This window comes from Pseudarthrobacter sp. N5, assembly GCF_050157035.1.
GTDB lineage: Bacteria > Actinomycetota > Actinomycetes > Actinomycetales > Micrococcaceae > Arthrobacter.
On sequence record NZ_CP189593.1, the window covers coordinates 1,019,789 to 1,036,185 of the forward strand.

7 protein-coding genes and 1 rRNA gene are annotated in these 16,397 nt (G+C 62.2%); 6 read left to right on the forward strand and 2 right to left on the reverse strand.

Annotated elements, in window-relative coordinates; translation table 11 throughout:
• Positions 1-8: 8 nt before the first annotated feature.
• Positions 9-818 carry a carbon-nitrogen hydrolase family protein gene (locus ACQCST_RS05190; protein WP_426998258.1) on the reverse strand — a complete coding sequence of 270 codons (810 nt, stop codon included), beginning with the start codon at positions 816-818 and terminating at the stop codon, positions 9-11.
• Positions 819-941: 123 nt separating this feature from the next.
• Here ACQCST_RS05190 and glgX point away from each other — a divergent pair, with 123 nt between their 5' ends.
• Both glgX and ACQCST_RS05200 read left to right on the forward strand, forming a co-directional pair.
• A complete protein-coding gene (gene glgX, locus ACQCST_RS05195; protein WP_426998259.1) occupies positions 942-3,056 on the forward strand; it encodes a glycogen debranching protein GlgX in 2,115 nt (704 codons plus the stop codon).
• Between the two features lie 144 nt (positions 3,057-3,200).
• Positions 3,201-3,557, forward strand: a complete 357-nt coding sequence (locus ACQCST_RS05200; protein ID WP_426999080.1) for a barstar family protein — start codon at positions 3,201-3,203, stop codon at positions 3,555-3,557.
• A gap of 16 nt (positions 3,558-3,573) precedes the next feature.
• Here ACQCST_RS05200 and glgP read toward each other — a convergent pair whose 3' ends face one another.
• Positions 3,574-6,192 (reverse strand): alpha-glucan family phosphorylase, encoded by a 2,619-nt coding sequence (gene glgP, locus ACQCST_RS05205; RefSeq protein ID WP_426998260.1) that lies wholly within the window; start codon positions 6,190-6,192, stop codon positions 3,574-3,576.
• A gap of 131 nt (positions 6,193-6,323) precedes the next feature.
• On the opposite strand from glgP, the gene ACQCST_RS05210 reads away from it, so the two are divergent.
• The 4 genes from ACQCST_RS05210 to ACQCST_RS05225 all read left to right on the forward strand — a co-directional run bounded on the left by ACQCST_RS05210 (position 6,324) and on the right by ACQCST_RS05225 (position 15,880).
• The gene (locus ACQCST_RS05210; RefSeq protein ID WP_426998261.1) at positions 6,324-8,396 is read left to right on the forward strand and encodes an alpha-1,4-glucan--maltose-1-phosphate maltosyltransferase; all 2,073 of its coding nucleotides are present in this window, start codon (positions 6,324-6,326) and stop codon (positions 8,394-8,396) included.
• 5 nt (positions 8,397-8,401) lie between these two features.
• The gene (treS, locus tag ACQCST_RS05215) at positions 8,402-10,198 is read left to right on the forward strand and encodes a maltose alpha-D-glucosyltransferase (protein WP_426998262.1); all 1,797 of its coding nucleotides are present in this window, start codon (positions 8,402-8,404) and stop codon (positions 10,196-10,198) included.
• Between the two features lies 1 nt (position 10,199).
• Positions 10,200-13,880 carry a 1,4-alpha-glucan branching enzyme gene (locus ACQCST_RS05220; RefSeq protein ID WP_426998263.1) on the forward strand — a complete coding sequence of 1,227 codons (3,681 nt, stop codon included), beginning with the start codon at positions 10,200-10,202 and terminating at the stop codon, positions 13,878-13,880.
• A gap of 476 nt (positions 13,881-14,356) precedes the next feature.
• A 16S ribosomal RNA gene (locus ACQCST_RS05225) occupies positions 14,357-15,880 on the forward strand.
• Positions 15,881-16,397 lie beyond the last annotated feature (517 nt).

The window sequence follows — 16,397 nt, forward strand, 5'->3', positions numbered from 1 at the left end:
GTTTCTCTTTAAAGGTCCCGGCGGTTGGCTAGGACCGGGAGTTTCAGGCGGGCGTCCTCTACGACGGCGGGATTCAGGTCGGCGAACAGCAGCCCGGGGGCGCCGTCGAGCGTTTCCAGGACCTCGCCGAGAGGTGAGACGACTGCCGAGTGGCCGACGCCTGTGGGTGCGGCACCCTTCGGCTCCACGCCCTGGCTGGCCGGATCACCCTGTCCGCACGCCAGTACGTAGCTGGTAGTGTCCACGGCACGGGCGCGGGCCAGCAACTGCCACTGATCCACTTTGCCGGGGCCGGAACCCCAGGACGCGCAGACTATGTTTGCCACTGCGCCACGTGAGGCGTTGGCGGTAAACAGGGCCGGGAAGCGGATGTCGTAACAGGTGGCCAGGCCAAACGTGAGGCCACCCGCCTCGAAAGTCACCGGCCCGGTTCCCGGATCCACGGTGTCCGATTCCAGGAATCCGAAAGCATCAAAGAGGTGGATCTTGTCGTAGCTGGCATCCACCCCCGGGCCCGTGGCCAGCAGGGTGTTGCGGACCTTGGCTGTCTCCCCGTCGACGGAGGTGCCTGGCGTGAACATTCCCGCCACGATCACAATCCCCAGCGACGCAGCCGTCTCCCGTACGCGGGTGGCCCAAGGGCCGTCCAAAGGCTCGGCGATATCCCGCAATGGGTTTCCGAAGGCACGCATGGTGGCCTCCGGGAACACAACCAGCTCAGCTCCGCCGTCTTTCGCCTGGCGGGCATACTCTTCCAAGAGAGCCAGATTTGCGGCCAGATCCCGGCCGGTGATGACTTGAGCAAGTGCAACTCGCACAGTTACCTCCATGTCGACGCTTTCTTCAAGTATGCCGCGCAGCCGGCGCAGGCCCTCCCTCGCGCAGAACGTCATATACAGGAAAACACCAGTCATTTGAGACTGGCCGCTAAACTTTCACTAATGGTAATGCCTCTCACCGACACAGCTTCCACCGTTGACGCCTCACAGGCGTTCCCCCTCGGTGTCAGCGTTCCGCGCGCAGATTCCGTGGCAACTGAACAATTTTCGCGATCCACCGCCAATGTTGCTGTCTACGCCCCCGGCATCATCACCCTGGAGATTGCATACCAGGAGCCCGGCGGAATGTGGCGGCTGCAGACGTTGCCGAACGTCACCAGCGGTGTCCATCACGGCGTCGTGGAGGGGTTTCCGCCGGGGTCGCGCTACGGTTTCCGAGCCACACGGGAGAAAGCCTCACTTCCGCTGTCGGTGCCCACCGTTGATTTTGACGACGACGGCGGGCAGCCGCTGCTGATCGATCCGTACGGCCGCGCCGTGGATCAGCAGGCAGGATTCCTGACGAGCGTGCGGATGGCCAGCGACTTTGACTGGGGCGCGGATGAGAACCCGGGTCTGCAATGGCGGAACACCATCATTTATGAGGCGCACGTCCGCGGCCAGAGCATGCTTCACCCCGATATTCCGGAGGCTCTCCGGGGAACGTACGCCGGGATGGCTCACCCTGCCATGATCGAGCACCTCACCGGTCTCGGCATCACGGCAGTCCAGCTGCTGCCGGTCCATTTCCACCTGGATGAGCCCCACCTGCACAACCTCGGCCTGACGAACTACTGGGGTTACAACACAGCTGCGTTCTTTGCCCCGCATCCCGGCTACGCAACAAAGGCTGCCCAGTCCGCCGGACCGCACGCGGTCCAGGACGAGTTCAAAGGCATGGTCAAGCTGCTGCACGCTGCCGGTCTCGAGGTGATTCTGGATGTTGTCTACAACCACACGGCTGAAGGCGGACCGGATGGCCAGACGCTGAGTTTCCGTGGCCTCGGCGAGGATAGCTACTACCGCACGGACGGCCACGGCAAGTATGTGGACACCACGGGCTGCGGAAACACCCTTAATTTTGGTGAGCCCAGGGTTGTGCAGTTGGTCCTGGATTCGCTGCGTTACTGGGTGGAGGACTTTCACATTGATGGCTTCCGCTTCGACTTGGCAGTAACTCTCTGCCGCAATGCCGCCAATGACTTTGATCCGAGGCATCCGTTCCTGGTGGCTATCGCGGCTGATCCAGTGCTGTCCGGAGTCAAACTGATCGCCGAACCGTGGGATCTCGGCTACGGCGGCTGGCAGACCGGGCGGTTCCCTGCAGGCTGGGCGGACTGGAACGATCACTACCGCGATGCCCTCCGCTCATTCTGGCTGGCAGACCGGGCCTCGATTGAGGCCGGCGGACAGGGCGGATCCGTGGCGCGCCTGGCAGACGCCATGTCAGGTTCGGCGAGCCTCTTTGAAGCATCCGGACGTTCACGGCTTGCCTCGGTCAACCTCATCGCGGCCCATGACGGCTTTACGCTCGCGGACCTTGTCTCCTATGACCGAAAACACAACGAGGCCAACGGCGAGCAGAACCGGGATGGCCACGGCGATAACCGCAGCTTCAACCACGGCTTCGAAGGCCCTACCGAGGATGAGGGCATCCTCGCCCGACGCGCGCAGGCCAGCCGCAATCTGATGGCCTCCCTGATGATTTCCCTCGGCGTACCCATGATCACGGCCGGTGACGAAATTGGCCGCACCCAGCAGGGAAACAACAACGCCTATTGCCAGGACAACCCTCTTGCCTGGCTGGACTGGACCAGTACCCCGGAGTCCCATGCCATGTTGCGCAGCACCAAGCGCGTCATCAGGCTCCGCAAGGAATTCCTGGCCGACCAGCCCCATAATTACCCCCTCCGGGAAGGGCAGTCGTACCTGTACTGGTTCGACGCCGAGGGGCAACCCATGTCCTTGGACCGTTGGAACGATCCCGGTCACCGCGTGGTCCAGCTTCTTTTGGGATCGGATGACGGGCGTGTGGCAGGGCTTGTGGTGGTAAACGGCAGCGCAGCTGACGTCCGGATCACGCTGCCGAAGGTCACCGCGGACGACGGCTCTGCGGGCCGGCTCTTTGAGCTTCGCCTGACCACTTCGGATCTTCACGATCGTCGGCAGGGCGGACAGGTAGCATCCGGCGAACGGGATCTGGTCCAGGCCAGCACCATCAACATCTACCGGACGTAGACTTCGCAGATCGGGGGATGCCCGGGTCCCGGCGCCGTTGGACCCGCAGGAGTACCAAATCCCTCGGATCCGCCAGCGATCAGTACTACGTCCATGACCACTACAATTCGTTCAAATTCATCACAGAAGGCACATAGCGCACCCATGAAGATCTACTCCGCAGACACCTGGACCATCGGCGAACTGCAGGAACAGGTGACGGACGCAGGCCGACGCGGCCTGGTAATTCCTCCCGCAGACACCAAAAAGGCCGTACTGGAGACGTTCGGGGAGGCCCTGGATTTCCCGGAGCATTACGACGTGAACCTGGACGCCCTCAACGATTCCCTGAATGACTTTGCCGACAGCATCTCAGACCATGCCAAGGCGCCCATCACAGTTATCTGGCAAGTACCCGAGGCCTTCAGGACAAACCGCTCCTTCGGCGTCATCTGCGAAATCCTGCAGGACGCCGAAACCTACGCAGGCAAGGATCTGGCCGTGATTGCGGTGTTCCTCTAAGAGCCGGGCGCGGGTACTATGCGTTGACGATCAGACCCAGCTCGGCTTTGGAAGCCAGCGCCTCGTGCTTTGGGAAAACGCGGACAGTGTAGCCGAAGGACCCTGAGCGGTCGATCACGAGGGACCCGCTGAACAGATGCCGCCCGTTACCGAGGTCCTCGGCGGACTTAAGCTCCACCACTGTCACATCCGCCAGTTCGTCGCTGTCCTCGGCCCGGCCGTAGGCAACCTCAACGGAAACGTCTTCCGGGGAAAGCTTGTGCAGCCCCACGTAGGCGTTGACTTGGAGGGTGTCGCCGATCTGCGGGTCCTCGGAAACGCCCACGGAGTCCACATGTTCCACCTGCAGTTGAGGCCACGCTGCCCGGACCTTCGAGGTCCAGGCCGCCAGCGTCCTGGCCTCCTTGAAGGAGTCCGCCACGGCCCGGCGTCCGGCGATGGCCGCCGGGCGGTACAGGATGTTGACGTAGTCCCGAAGCATCCGGTCCGCGGAAACTGCCGGCCCCAGGTGTGCCAGGGTGTGCTTGATCATGGATACCCAGTGCGTGGGAACTTTCTCCGGGCCGGACTGCGAGGGGCCGGCTGCGCCCGCAGCCCCGGACACGGTTGAGCCATAGAAGCGCGGTGCAACCTGGGTTTCCAGCAGCTCGTAGAGCGCGGAGGCTTCAATATCGTCGCGTTCTTCCGGCGACGCGTCGTTATTGGCCGTGGGGATTGCCCAGCCGTTCTCGCCGTCGTACATTTCATCCCACCAGCCATCCAGCACCGAAAGGTTGAGCGATCCGTTGATCGCCGCCTTCATGCCGGAGGTGCCGCAGGCCTCGAGCGGCCGCAGCGGGTTGTTCAGCCACACGTCACAGCCGGGGAAAAGGGTCCTGGCCATGGCGATGTCGTAGTTGGGCAGGAACACGATCCGGTGCCGTACCGCGGGATCGTCGGTGAACCGGACCAGATCCTGGATCATCTTCTTGCCGGCGTCGTCCGCAGGGTGAGACTTTCCGGCGATCACGATCTGGATGGGGTGGGTGGGGTGCAGCAGCAGTGCCTTGAGGCGCTCGGGATTGCGCAGCATAAGCGTGAGGCGTTTGTAGGTGGGCACACGCCGCGCGAAGCCGATGGTCAGCACATCCGGGTCCAGCACGCTGTCGGTCCAGGCCAGCTCCGCGTCCGCCGCTCCGCGCTTTTTCCAGGCCGCACGCAGGCGGCGTCTGACATCCTCCACCAGCGAGACGCGCATTTCGCGGCGCAGGGCCCATACATCCTCGTCACTCACGTTGTAAGCGAGGTCCCAGCGGCCCAATGCCTCCGCTTCGGCGCCGAACTGGTCCCTGGCCAGCTTGGACACGCGGGCGTCCACCCAGGTGGGCACGTGAACGCCATTGGTCACCGAGGTAATAGGAACCTCGGAATGGTCGAATCCCGGCCACAGGGCGGAGAACATCCCGCGCGACACCACGCCGTGCAGTTTGGCCACGCCATTGGCCCGCTGGGCCAGCCGCAGGCCCATGACCGCCATGTTGAATACAAAGGGGTTGCCGTCCTCAAAGTCCTCGCGTCCGAGGTCAAGGATCTTTTCCACGGGAACATCGGGCGCCAGCCCTGCCTCAAAGAAGTGCTGGATCTGGGATGTCTCGAAGCGGTCAATGCCGGCAGGCACGGGCGTGTGCGTGGTGAATACCGTGGACGCCCGGCCGGCCGCAAGGGCCTCTTCCCAGGTGAGAGGCTGGGTGGTGGACATCAGCTCCTGGATCCGTTCAATTCCCAGGAACCCCGCGTGGCCTTCATTGGTGTGGAATACCTCGGGTGCTGCCACACCAGTCAGCCCCTGATAGATGCGCAAGGCCTTCACCCCGCCCATACCCAACAGCAGTTCCTGCTGCAGCCTCTGGTCCCCTCCGCCGCCGTAGAGGCGGTCTGTTATGCCGCGCGCGGCCTCGTCATTTCCCGGAACGTTGGAGTCCAGCAACAGCAAGGGGACGCGTCCGACGTCGGCACGCCAGATGTGCGCCAGCAGCCGGCGCCCGTGCGGGAGCGGAAGTGAAATCTGGATGGGCCTGCCATTGCCGTCTTCAGATGGTTCGCGGAGCAGGGTCAGCGGCAATCCGTCCGGATCCAGCACCGGGTAAGTTTCCTGTTGCCAGGCGTCGCGGGACAGGGACTGCTTGAAGTAACCCGCTTGGTAGAGCAGGCCGACGCCGATCAGCGGCACGCCCAGGTCCGAGGCCGCCTTGAGGTGGTCTCCGGCCAGGATGCCGAGGCCACCGGAGTACTGTGGCAGGACTTCGGTGATACCGAACTCGGGGGAGAAATAGGCGATGGACACCGGGGCATCCTCGCCCAGGCTTTGATACCAGCGGGGCTGCTCCAGGTACCTGTCCAGATCCTCGGCAGCCGCCCGGACCCGGCTGACCACGTCCCCGTCGGCAGCGAACCGCTGCATGTCCTCGCGGCTGACCAGGCCCAGGAACTTCACGGGGTCGTGGGCGCTTTCCTGCCAGAGCACCGGGTTGAGCGCTTCGAAAAGTTCCCTCGTGGGCCGGTGCCATGACCAGCGCAGGTTGCTGGCTAACCGGGCCAGCGGCCGGATAGATTCCGGGAGAACGGTACGGACGGTAAATCTGCGGATTGCCTTCACCTGCGTCACACTAACGGACAAGATGGGCCGCAGGAGCAGGTTTTGGTTTCTTTTAGGTAAATGACACATTGCACTCTGGAAAATGCGTGCATCCTTCGCATATTGGTACTTTTCTCGCTAACGTCGAGCCTGTGACCACTAACACGAGAACCACTGCCTCAGCCAAGCAAAAGCCAAAGGGCCGGATCACTGACGGCCTGCGGTTCGGCCGGTTCCCCATCACTGATGTGCAGCCTGTGGTTGAGGGAGGCAAGTTCCCCGCTAAGGCGTTGCCGGGTGAAGGGCTGGTCGTCGGGGCCACTTCTTTCCGTGAGGGGCACGATCAGCTCGGCGTCAGCGCCGTGCTGCTGGATTCCAAGGGCAAGGAACGCCAGCGGGTCCGGCTGTCGCCGCCGCCGGGGGACCGCGGCAAGGGGACCGATCGCTGGGAAGGAATCCTCACCCCGGCAGGCACCGGTAACTGGTCCTTCCTGATCGAGGCCTGGCACGACCGCTACGGGACCTGGCACCACAACTCCGAGGTCAAAGTGGCGGCCGGCATCGACGTGGAGCTGATGCTTGCCGAAGGCGCTGCACTGTTGGGTGAAGCGGCCGACGACGACTCCCGGAGTGCCGCCGACAGGCGCACGCTGCGTGCTGCCGCTGCAGCCCTGGCCGATACCACCACATCTGCCGAGCAGCGCCTGGCCGCAGGCTTCAGCGCCGACGTCGCCGCCGTCGTCGGACGCCAGCCCATCCGCGGAATGGTGACTGCCTCCGAGCAGTTCCCGCTTCACGTGGAACGGGATCTTGCCGGACGCGGCGCCTGGTACGAATTCTTCCCGCGGTCAGAGGGCGCCGTGCGGGATCCTGCTACGGGCAGGTGGTCCTCGGGCACGTTCCGAACTGCCGCCAAGCGGCTGGATGCAGTGGCTGCCATGGGCTTCGACGTCATCTATCTGCCCCCCATCCACCCGATCGGCGCGCAGCACCGCAAGGGCCCCAACAACACGCTGCTCGCCGGCCCGGACGATCCCGGCTCGCCATGGGCCATCGGGGCGAAGGAGGGCGGACATGACGCCATCCACCCGGACCTCGGGACCTTCGAGGACTTCGATGCCTTTGTGGCCCGCGCACGGGGACTGGGGCTGGAAGTCGCCCTGGATCTGGCACTGCAGGCAGCGCCGGACCACCCGTGGGTGGAATCCAACCCGGAGTGGTTCACCACCAGGGTGGACGGCAGTATCGCCTACGCGGAGAATCCGCCCAAGAAATACCAGGACATCTACCCGCTGAACTTCGACAACGATCCAACAGGGCTGTCCAAGGAAATCCTGCGGGTTGTACAGCTCTGGATCAGCCACGGCGTAAAGATCTTCCGCGTGGACAATCCCCACACCAAGCCGGTGTGGTTCTGGGAATGGCTGATCGGCAAGGTTAACAAGAAGTACCCGGATGTGGTGTTCCTGGCAGAGGCATTTACGCGGCCCGCCATGATGCACGCTCTGGGCCGGGCTGGTTTCCAGCAGTCCTACACGTACTTCACCTGGCGGAATACCAAGGAGGAGCTGGAGGAGTACTTCACCGAGGTCAGCCACAAGTCCCCTGCCTATTTCCGGCCCAACTTCTTTGTTAACACTCCGGATATCCTCACTGAGTACCTGCAGTACGGCGGCCCGGCTGCCTTCAAGATCCGCGCGGCGCTCGCTGCCACGGCCAGCCCTCTCTGGGGCGTCTATGCCGGTTATGAGCTCTACGAGCACGTGGCCCGGCCCGGCGCGGAGGAGTACATCGACAACGAGAAATTCGAGTACAAGGCGCGGGACTGGGACGCCGCGGCTGAGTCCGGACGTTCCCTGGCCCCGTACCTGACCCGGCTCAACGAGATCCGGCACTCACACCCGGCGCTCGGTGACCTGCAGAACCTCACGCTGCACCACAGCACTGATGACGCCACCATCGTGTACTCGAAGCACAAGACGCTGCCGGACGGTTCCAAGGACACCCTCATTGTTGTGGTCAATATGGACCCGCACGGCACGAGGGAAAGCACTGTCTCCCTGGACCTGGCAGCCCTCCATCTGGATCCGGAAGAGTGCACACCAAACGGCGGTTTCAGGGTGGACGATCTGATCTCCGGCGAGACCTGGGAATGGGGCGAATACAACTACGTCCGCCTGGACGCGCACGTTGAACCGGCACACATTCTGAGCATTCGAAGGTAGCGTCAGTGAGTTTCATTCCGCAGAACACCGGCCAGCACTTCACCCCCAAAGGCACATTCGAGCTGAACGCGCCAGGGCTTCAGCATGATCCGTTGTGGTACCGGAAGGCCGTCTTCTATGAGGTTGTGGTCAGGGCATTTGCGGACGCCAACGGGGATGGTTCCGGAGATTTCCATGGCCTGATCGAAAAGCTTGACTATCTGCAGTGGCTGGGCGTCGACTGCCTGTGGCTGCCGCCGTTCTTCCAGTCCCCGCTCCGGGACGGCGGCTATGACATCTCCGACTACAACTCTGTGCTGGACGAATTCGGCACCATCAGCGACTTCAAGCGGCTCGTAGCAGAGGCGCACGCCCGTGGCGTCCGGGTCATCATCGATCTCCCGCTGAACCACACTTCCGATCAGCACCCCTGGTTCCAGGAATCACGCAAGGACCCCGAAGGACCGTTCGGGGACTTCTATGTCTGGAGCGACACCGACGAGAAGTACCAGGACGCCCGCATCATCTTCGTGGACACCGAGGAATCCAACTGGACCTTCGATCCCATCCGGCGCCAGTTTTTCTGGCACCGGTTCTTCAGCCACCAGCCGGATCTCAATTTTGAGAACCCCAAAGTGATCGACGCGCTCTTTGACGTGGTGAGGTTCTGGCTGGACCAGGGCATAGACGGCTTCCGTGCCGATGCCATCCCGTACCTGTTCGAGGAGGAGGGCACCAACTGCGAGAACCTCCCGGCGACCCACGACTTCCTGCGCAAGCTGCGGAGCATGGTGGATGAAAGCTACCCAGGCCGGGTCATCATCGCTGAAGCCAATCAGCCGCCCAACGAGGTGGTTGAATACTTCGGCACCGCGGAAGAACCGGAATGCCATATGGCCTTCCACTTCCCCATCATGCCGCGGCTCTACTACGCGCTGCGGGATCAGAAGGCCGCGCCCATCATCGAGACCATGCACGACACTCCGGCCATTCCCGAGGGGGCCCAGTGGGGGACATTCCTGCGGAACCACGACGAACTCACGCTGGAGATGGTCACTCCGGATGAACGTGCCGCGATGCTCGGCTGGTACGCGCCGGATCCCCGGATGCGGGCCAACATCGGCATCAGGCGCCGGCTGGCTCCGCTGCTTGACAACTCCAGGGCTGAAATCGAGCTGATCAATGCTCTGCTTCTCTCTCTTCCGGGCAGCCCGTTCCTCTACTATGGCGACGAGATCGGCATGGGTGACAACATCTGGCTAGAGGACCGCGACGCCGTCCGCACCCCAATGCAGTGGAATCCGGACCGCAATGCCGGTTTCTCCAACGCGGATCCAGGCAAGCTATACCTTCCGGTCAACCAGTCGCTGGTATACAACTACAGCATGGCCAACGTGGAGGCCGAGGCCGCCCACTCAGGCTCGCTCCTTCGTTGGACCCGCCAGATCCTGAGCGTCCGGAGGAACCATCCTGCCTTTGGTCTTGGCGGATTCACGCACGTTGAGGCGGACCACGATGTTGTGCTCGCATACCTGCGCGAACTGCCGGAGGACGATGCCTCCGGTGTGGAGGGCGAATCCGTTCTCTGTGCGTTCAACCTGTCCCAGCACCCGGTCGCCGCCACCCTGCACATCCCGCAATACGCCGGGCGCGGGCTCCGGGACGTCTTCGGCGGCCAGCCGTTTCCCGGCATCGCAGCCGACGGCGCCCTGACCCTGACTCTTGGCAGCCACGATTTCTTCTGGCTGCGGGTCCGGTCTGCCACATCCAACCCGGCTTCCCCGTATACGCAGGCCCTGCCAATTCTGCCCATCGACGGCTGACGTGACGCAAGCCATGCTCACGCCCTCACTTGCAGCCCTGCTCAGGGAGTGGCTGCCGCGCCAGCGCTGGTTCCCGGTGAAGTCAGGGGACTTCACGCTGGCGCGTGTGGGTGGTCTGGGCCTGGAGGACCCGTCCGGGCAGGCCGGGTTGGAAGTTCTCCTGATCGCCGTGACGTCTCCGGTGGCCAGCGGCGGCACGCGCAGCGATGTGGTGCAGGTTCCGCTCAGCTATCGTGGCGCGCCGCTGGAAGGCTTGGAGCGCGCGCTGATCGCCGAAGGCATCCGCCCTGAGCTGGGCAACCGCTGGATTTACGATGCAGTGCACGATCCCGTGTTCATTTCCGAATGTCTGGAGCTGATGCGCAACGACGGTATTTCGACGGCCGGCGCCGCCACCGGCCACCTGGTCTCCTCCGGCTACCGGCTGCCCACGGCTACCGGCATGGTCCGGGTGCTGTCCGGTGAACAGTCCAACAGTTCAGTGATTGTTGACGACGGCGGGTCCGCCGCGATCATCAAATTCTTCCGGGTACTTTCCGGGGGCCGGAATCCGGAGGTTGAAGTGGGCGCGGCGCTCACAGCGGCTGGCGCATCGGAAGTTCCGGCCACTTTGGGCTGGGTCCGGGGCAGCTGGGCCGCCGGGCCCAATGCACCGGACGGCTCCCGTCCCACCCATGGCGAGCTGGCAGTGGCCCACGAGTTCCTTGCCGGTGGCCGCGATGCATGGCGGCTGGCCGTAGACGCAGCCCTGGCCGGAATCGATTTCACCAACGAAGCCCGTGCCCTCGGGGCAGCCACCGCCACAGTTCATCGCAGGCTCGCTGAGACCCTGGGATTGTCCGAGGAGTCCGTTCCCGGCAGGGACATTGCCCCCGCAGTAGCCCAGCGGGTCCGTCAGTCCTGGATTGAGGCGGGTGCCGTCGTCGGGCCCTATGGCAGGGAACTGGGCGGTCTTCTCAAGCAACTGGAGGGAAGCCACTCCGGTCCGCTGCAGCGGATTCACGGCGACCTCCACCTTGGCCAGATTCTGCAGGTTCCCGGTCCTGCCGGGGAGCCAGGCCGCTGGGCGATCCTGGACTTTGAAGGCGAGCCTCTTCGCCCCATTTCGGAACGGAACGTTCCCGATGTTCCGCTCCGCGACGTCGTGGGCATGCTGCGGTCCTTCGACTATGCCGCGGGCGCTGCTGAGCGTGAGCGCCAGGGCGTCAGGGTTCCGGGAACCTGGGCTGATGACTGCGCCGAGGCATTCCTTGAAGGTTATGCAGAAGTCACACCGGGGACCGTTGACCGCCGCTCGCCGCTCTTTATGGCATTGTGGCTGGATAAGGCCCTATATGAAGTTGTTTATGAGCTGCGCAACAGGCCGGATTGGCTGGCTATTCCGGTAAATGCGTCCAGGCAGCTCCTCAGCGGTACAAGCTCCGGCGAACCGGCCGGAGCGGCAGCGGAAGGTAACAAAATGACAGGCTCAGCACGTACCGATCGGCCCCGTGTGCCGCTTCACGTGGACGCAGACACCCTGGGCAGGATCGCGGCTGGTGAGCATCATGCACCACACTCGGTGCTTGGCGCGCACCTGGACGATCACGGCCACGTCACCATCCGCGCCGTCAAGCATCTGGCTACGTCTGTCTCCGTCGTGACCGCCGCCGGTTCCGTGCCCATGGCGCATGAAGCCGACGGCGTCTGGGCCGCGGTGCTTGATCCGCTTCAGCAGGGTCATGTGCCGGACTACCGGCTGGAAGTGACGTACCAGGGCGTCCCTCCCATAACCACGGATGACGCCTACCGGTACCTGCCGACCATTGGGGAGGTGGACCTGCACCTGATCGGCGAGGGTCGCCACGAAAAACTCTGGGAAGTGTTGGGCGCGCATGTCCAGCACTACAAATCGTCCCTCGGGGACGTTGACGGCGTCTCCTTCGCTGTGTGGGCACCCAATGCCCAGGCTGTCCGCGTCAAGGGCGATTTCAACGCCTGGGACGGCAGGCAGAACTCCTTGCGCTCGCTTGGCTCCTCCGGCGTCTGGGAAGTGTTCCTCCCGGGTGTTGTAGCAGGTGCGTGCTATAAATTCGAGATCAAGACCAAGGGCGGTCACTGGGTCGAGAAGGCTGATCCCCTGGCGTTCGGTACTGAGGTTCCGCCTCTCACCGCGTCCAGGGTGGTTGATTCGCACTACCAGTTTCAAGACTCCGACTGGATGACGGCGCGGGCTGACCGCGATCCGCACAACTCTCCCATGAGTGTGTACGAGGTCCACCTCGGATCCTGGCGGATTGGCCTGAGCTACCGAGAACTCGCCAAGGAACTGGTCGAGTACGTGCAGTGGCTCGGGTTCACACATGTGGAGTTAATGCCGGTGGCTGAGCACCCCTTCGGCGGATCCTGGGGCTACCAAGTAACGTCGTATTTCGCACCGACATCGCGATTTGGGCATCCTGATGAGTTCCGCTACCTCGTCGACGCGCTCCACCAGGCCGGCATCGGAGTCCTTCTTGACTGGGTCCCGGCCCACTTCCCCAAGGATGCCTGGGCCCTTGCGCAATTTGACGGCGAGCCGCTCTACGAACACGCTGACCCCAACCTTGGCGAGCACCCGGACTGGGGCACGTTGATCTTTGACTACGGCCGCACGGAGGTGCGTAACTTCCTGGTTGCCAATGCGTTGTACTGGCTCGACGAGTTCCATATCGACGGACTGCGCGTGGACGCGGTCGCCTCCATGCTGTACCTCGACTACTCCCGCGAGGAAGGCCAGTGGCAGCCCAATCGTTTTGGCGGACGCGAAAACCTTGAGGCCATCTCATTCCTGCAGGAGGTCAACGCCACGGTCTACAAGACGCACCCGGGCGCAGTTACTATTGCCGAGGAATCCACGGCCTTCCCGGGTGTAACGGCACCCACCAGCCAGGGTGGGCTGGGATTCGGCATCAAGTGGAACATGGGCTGGATGCACGACTCCCTCAAGTACGCCTCGGAGGATCCGGTCAACCGCAAATGGCACCATGGGACGGTTACGTTCTCGATGGTCTATGCGTTCACGGAAAACTTCCTCCTTCCCATCAGCCACGACGAAGTGGTGCACGGTAAGGGCTCCATGCTCCGCAAGATGCCCGGCGACCGCTGGCAGCAGCTGGCCAACCTCCGAGCCTTCCTCGCCTACCAGTGGGCGCACCCCGGAAAGCAGCTCATCTTCATGGGCACGGAATTCGGGCAGGAAGCGGAGTGGTCTGAACAGCACGGCTTGGACTGGTGGCTGGCGGACATCCCTGCCCACCGTGGCGTGCAACTGCTGACCAAGGAGCTGAACGAGCTCTACAGCTCCACGCCGGCGATGTATTCGCGCGACAACGAACCCGGCGGCTTCCAGTGGATCAACGGTGGCGACGCGGACCGCAATGTCCTGACGTTCATCCGCTGGGATACGGCTGGCAACCCGCTGGTGTGCGCCGTCAACTTCTCAGGCGGTCCGCACCACGGCTATGACATCGGAGTGCCGGCCGCAGGGGGCTGGACCGAAGTGCTGAATACCGATGATGTGGCTTATGGGGGGTCGGGAGTGGCTAACGACGGAGTGCTGACAGCAGTTGCCCAAGGACTGGATGGTCAACCGGCCACCCTGAGCGTCACGCTGCCCCCACTCGGTGCCGCCTACTTCAAACCCGCCAGCGGACTCATGTAGTTGTCCTTGATGCCGGCCCCACCTGGCAGCGGCATCCAAAGCCCGGAATCCGCGTGATTCCGGGCTTTTGGGGCCGTCATCCCGGCCGTGTTGGCATCCCGGTAAAGTGGTGGTAGAGTAGATACCCGCGCTGCTCCCCGGAGTTGGTCGGTGAAAATGACACAGATGCCACGGGCAAAAATGAGTCAGGAACGCCGATTTGACTAGGGTGAAGCTAGCGGGTAAGTTTGTGAAGTTGCTCCGGAGCGATCCGGGACTGTGGTTTGGTCCTGGTGGTGCCGGGTGTGTCTGTTGTTTGAGAACTCAATAGTGTGCCAAGTTTGTTGATACCGGTTTATTTTATATGAATTGGTTGAATTTGCCGGATCCTGCCACCCCGTGGTTGGGGTCTGGTTTTTACAGCTGGTTTCAAATTTTGTGCAGTCGGCATGCCCCGTTTTCCCGGGGGTGTTGGTTGTGTCTGTTTTTGTTTTACTTCAACGGAGAGTTTGATCCTGGCTCAGGATGAACGCTGGCGGCGTGCTTAACACATGCAAGTCGAACGATGAACCCCAGCTTGCTGGGGGGATTAGTGGCGAACGGGTGAGTAACACGTGAGTAACCTGCCCTTAACTCTGGGATAAGCCTGGGAAACTGGGTCTAATACCGGATATGACTCCTCATCGCATGGTGGGGGTGGAAAGCTTTTTGTGGTTTTGGATGGACTCGCGGCCTATCAGCTTGTTGGTGAGGTAATGGCTCACCAAGGCGACGACGGGTAGCCGGCCTGAGAGGGTGACCGGCCACACTGGGACTGAGACACGGCCCAGACTCCTACGGGAGGCAGCAGTGGGGAATATTGCACAATGGGCGCAAGCCTGATGCAGCGACGCCGCGTGAGGGATGACGGCCTTCGGGTTGTAAACCTCTTTCAGTAGGGAAGAAGCGAAAGTGACGGTACCTGCAGAAGAAGCGCCGGCTAACTACGTGCCAGCAGCCGCGGTAATACGTAGGGCGCAAGCGTTATCCGGAATTATTGGGCGTAAAGAGCTCGTAGGCGGTTTGTCGCGTCTGCCGTGAAAGTCCGGGGCTCAACTCCGGATCTGCGGTGGGTACGGGCAGACTAGAGTGATGTAGGGGAGACTGGAATTCCTGGTGTAGCGGTGAAATGCGCAGATATCAGGAGGAACACCGATGGCGAAGGCAGGTCTCTGGGCATTAACTGACGCTGAGGAGCGAAAGCATGGGGAGCGAACAGGATTAGATACCCTGGTAGTCCATGCCGTAAACGTTGGGCACTAGGTGTGGGGGACATTCCACGTTTTCCGCGCCGTAGCTAACGCATTAAGTGCCCCGCCTGGGGAGTACGGCCGCAAGGCTAAAACTCAAAGGAATTGACGGGGGCCCGCACAAGCGGCGGAGCATGCGGATTAATTCGATGCAACGCGAAGAACCTTACCAAGGCTTGACATGAACCGGAAATACCTGGAAACAGGTGCCCCGCTTGCGGTCGGTTTACAGGTGGTGCATGGTTGTCGTCAGCTCGTGTCGTGAGATGTTGGGTTAAGTCCCGCAACGAGCGCAACCCTCGTTCTATGTTGCCAGCGCGTTATGGCGGGGACTCATAGGAGACTGCCGGGGTCAACTCGGAGGAAGGTGGGGACGACGTCAAATCATCATGCCCCTTATGTCTTGGGCTTCACGCATGCTACAATGGCCGGTACAAAGGGTTGCGATACTGTGAGGTGGAGCTAATCCCAAAAAGCCGGTCTCAGTTCGGATTGGGGTCTGCAACTCGACCCCATGAAGTCGGAGTCGCTAGTAATCGCAGATCAGCAACGCTGCGGTGAATACGTTCCCGGGCCTTGTACACACCGCCCGTCAAGTCACGAAAGTTGGTAACACCCGAAGCCGGTGGCCTAACCCCTTGTGGGAGGGAGCTGTCGAAGGTGGGACTGGCGATTGGGACTAAGTCGTAACAAGGTAGCCGTACCGGAAGGTGCGGCTGGATCACCTCCTTTCTAAGGAGCACCTACAATGTCCTGTTCCCCGTGTATGCGGGGTGTGGGGGTTGTCAGGAGTACAGCCCGTTTCGCGGACGGAAGTTCCGCGGCGGGTGCTCATGGGTGGAATATCAGCAAATAGCGGTTGCCGGTTCTTTCCGGTGCCTAGTACGGTGTCTGTGTTTTCCTTCGGGAGGGTGCGGGTGCGTGGAACGGTGCCGGCGGGGGTTGGTGGTTTAGTGTTTGGCACACTGTTGGGTCCTGAGGCAACAGGGTCATGGCGTATGCCTGTATCTCCTTTTTGTGGGGGGTGCGGGTGTGTGGTGTGGGTTTGTTTGTTTCTGGTTTCCTGGCTGCAGCGATCATGCATGTGTCCCTTTCGGGGGTTGTGTGTGGGGTGTGTGGTTTGGGGTTGTTGTTTGAGAACTACATAGTGGACGCGAGCATCTTTTATAAGAAGCAATTTCCAAGAATATGAACCTGGATCTTATCTGTGCGTCGTGTGTCCTTTCGGGGGTGTGCGTTCGTGTGGGTA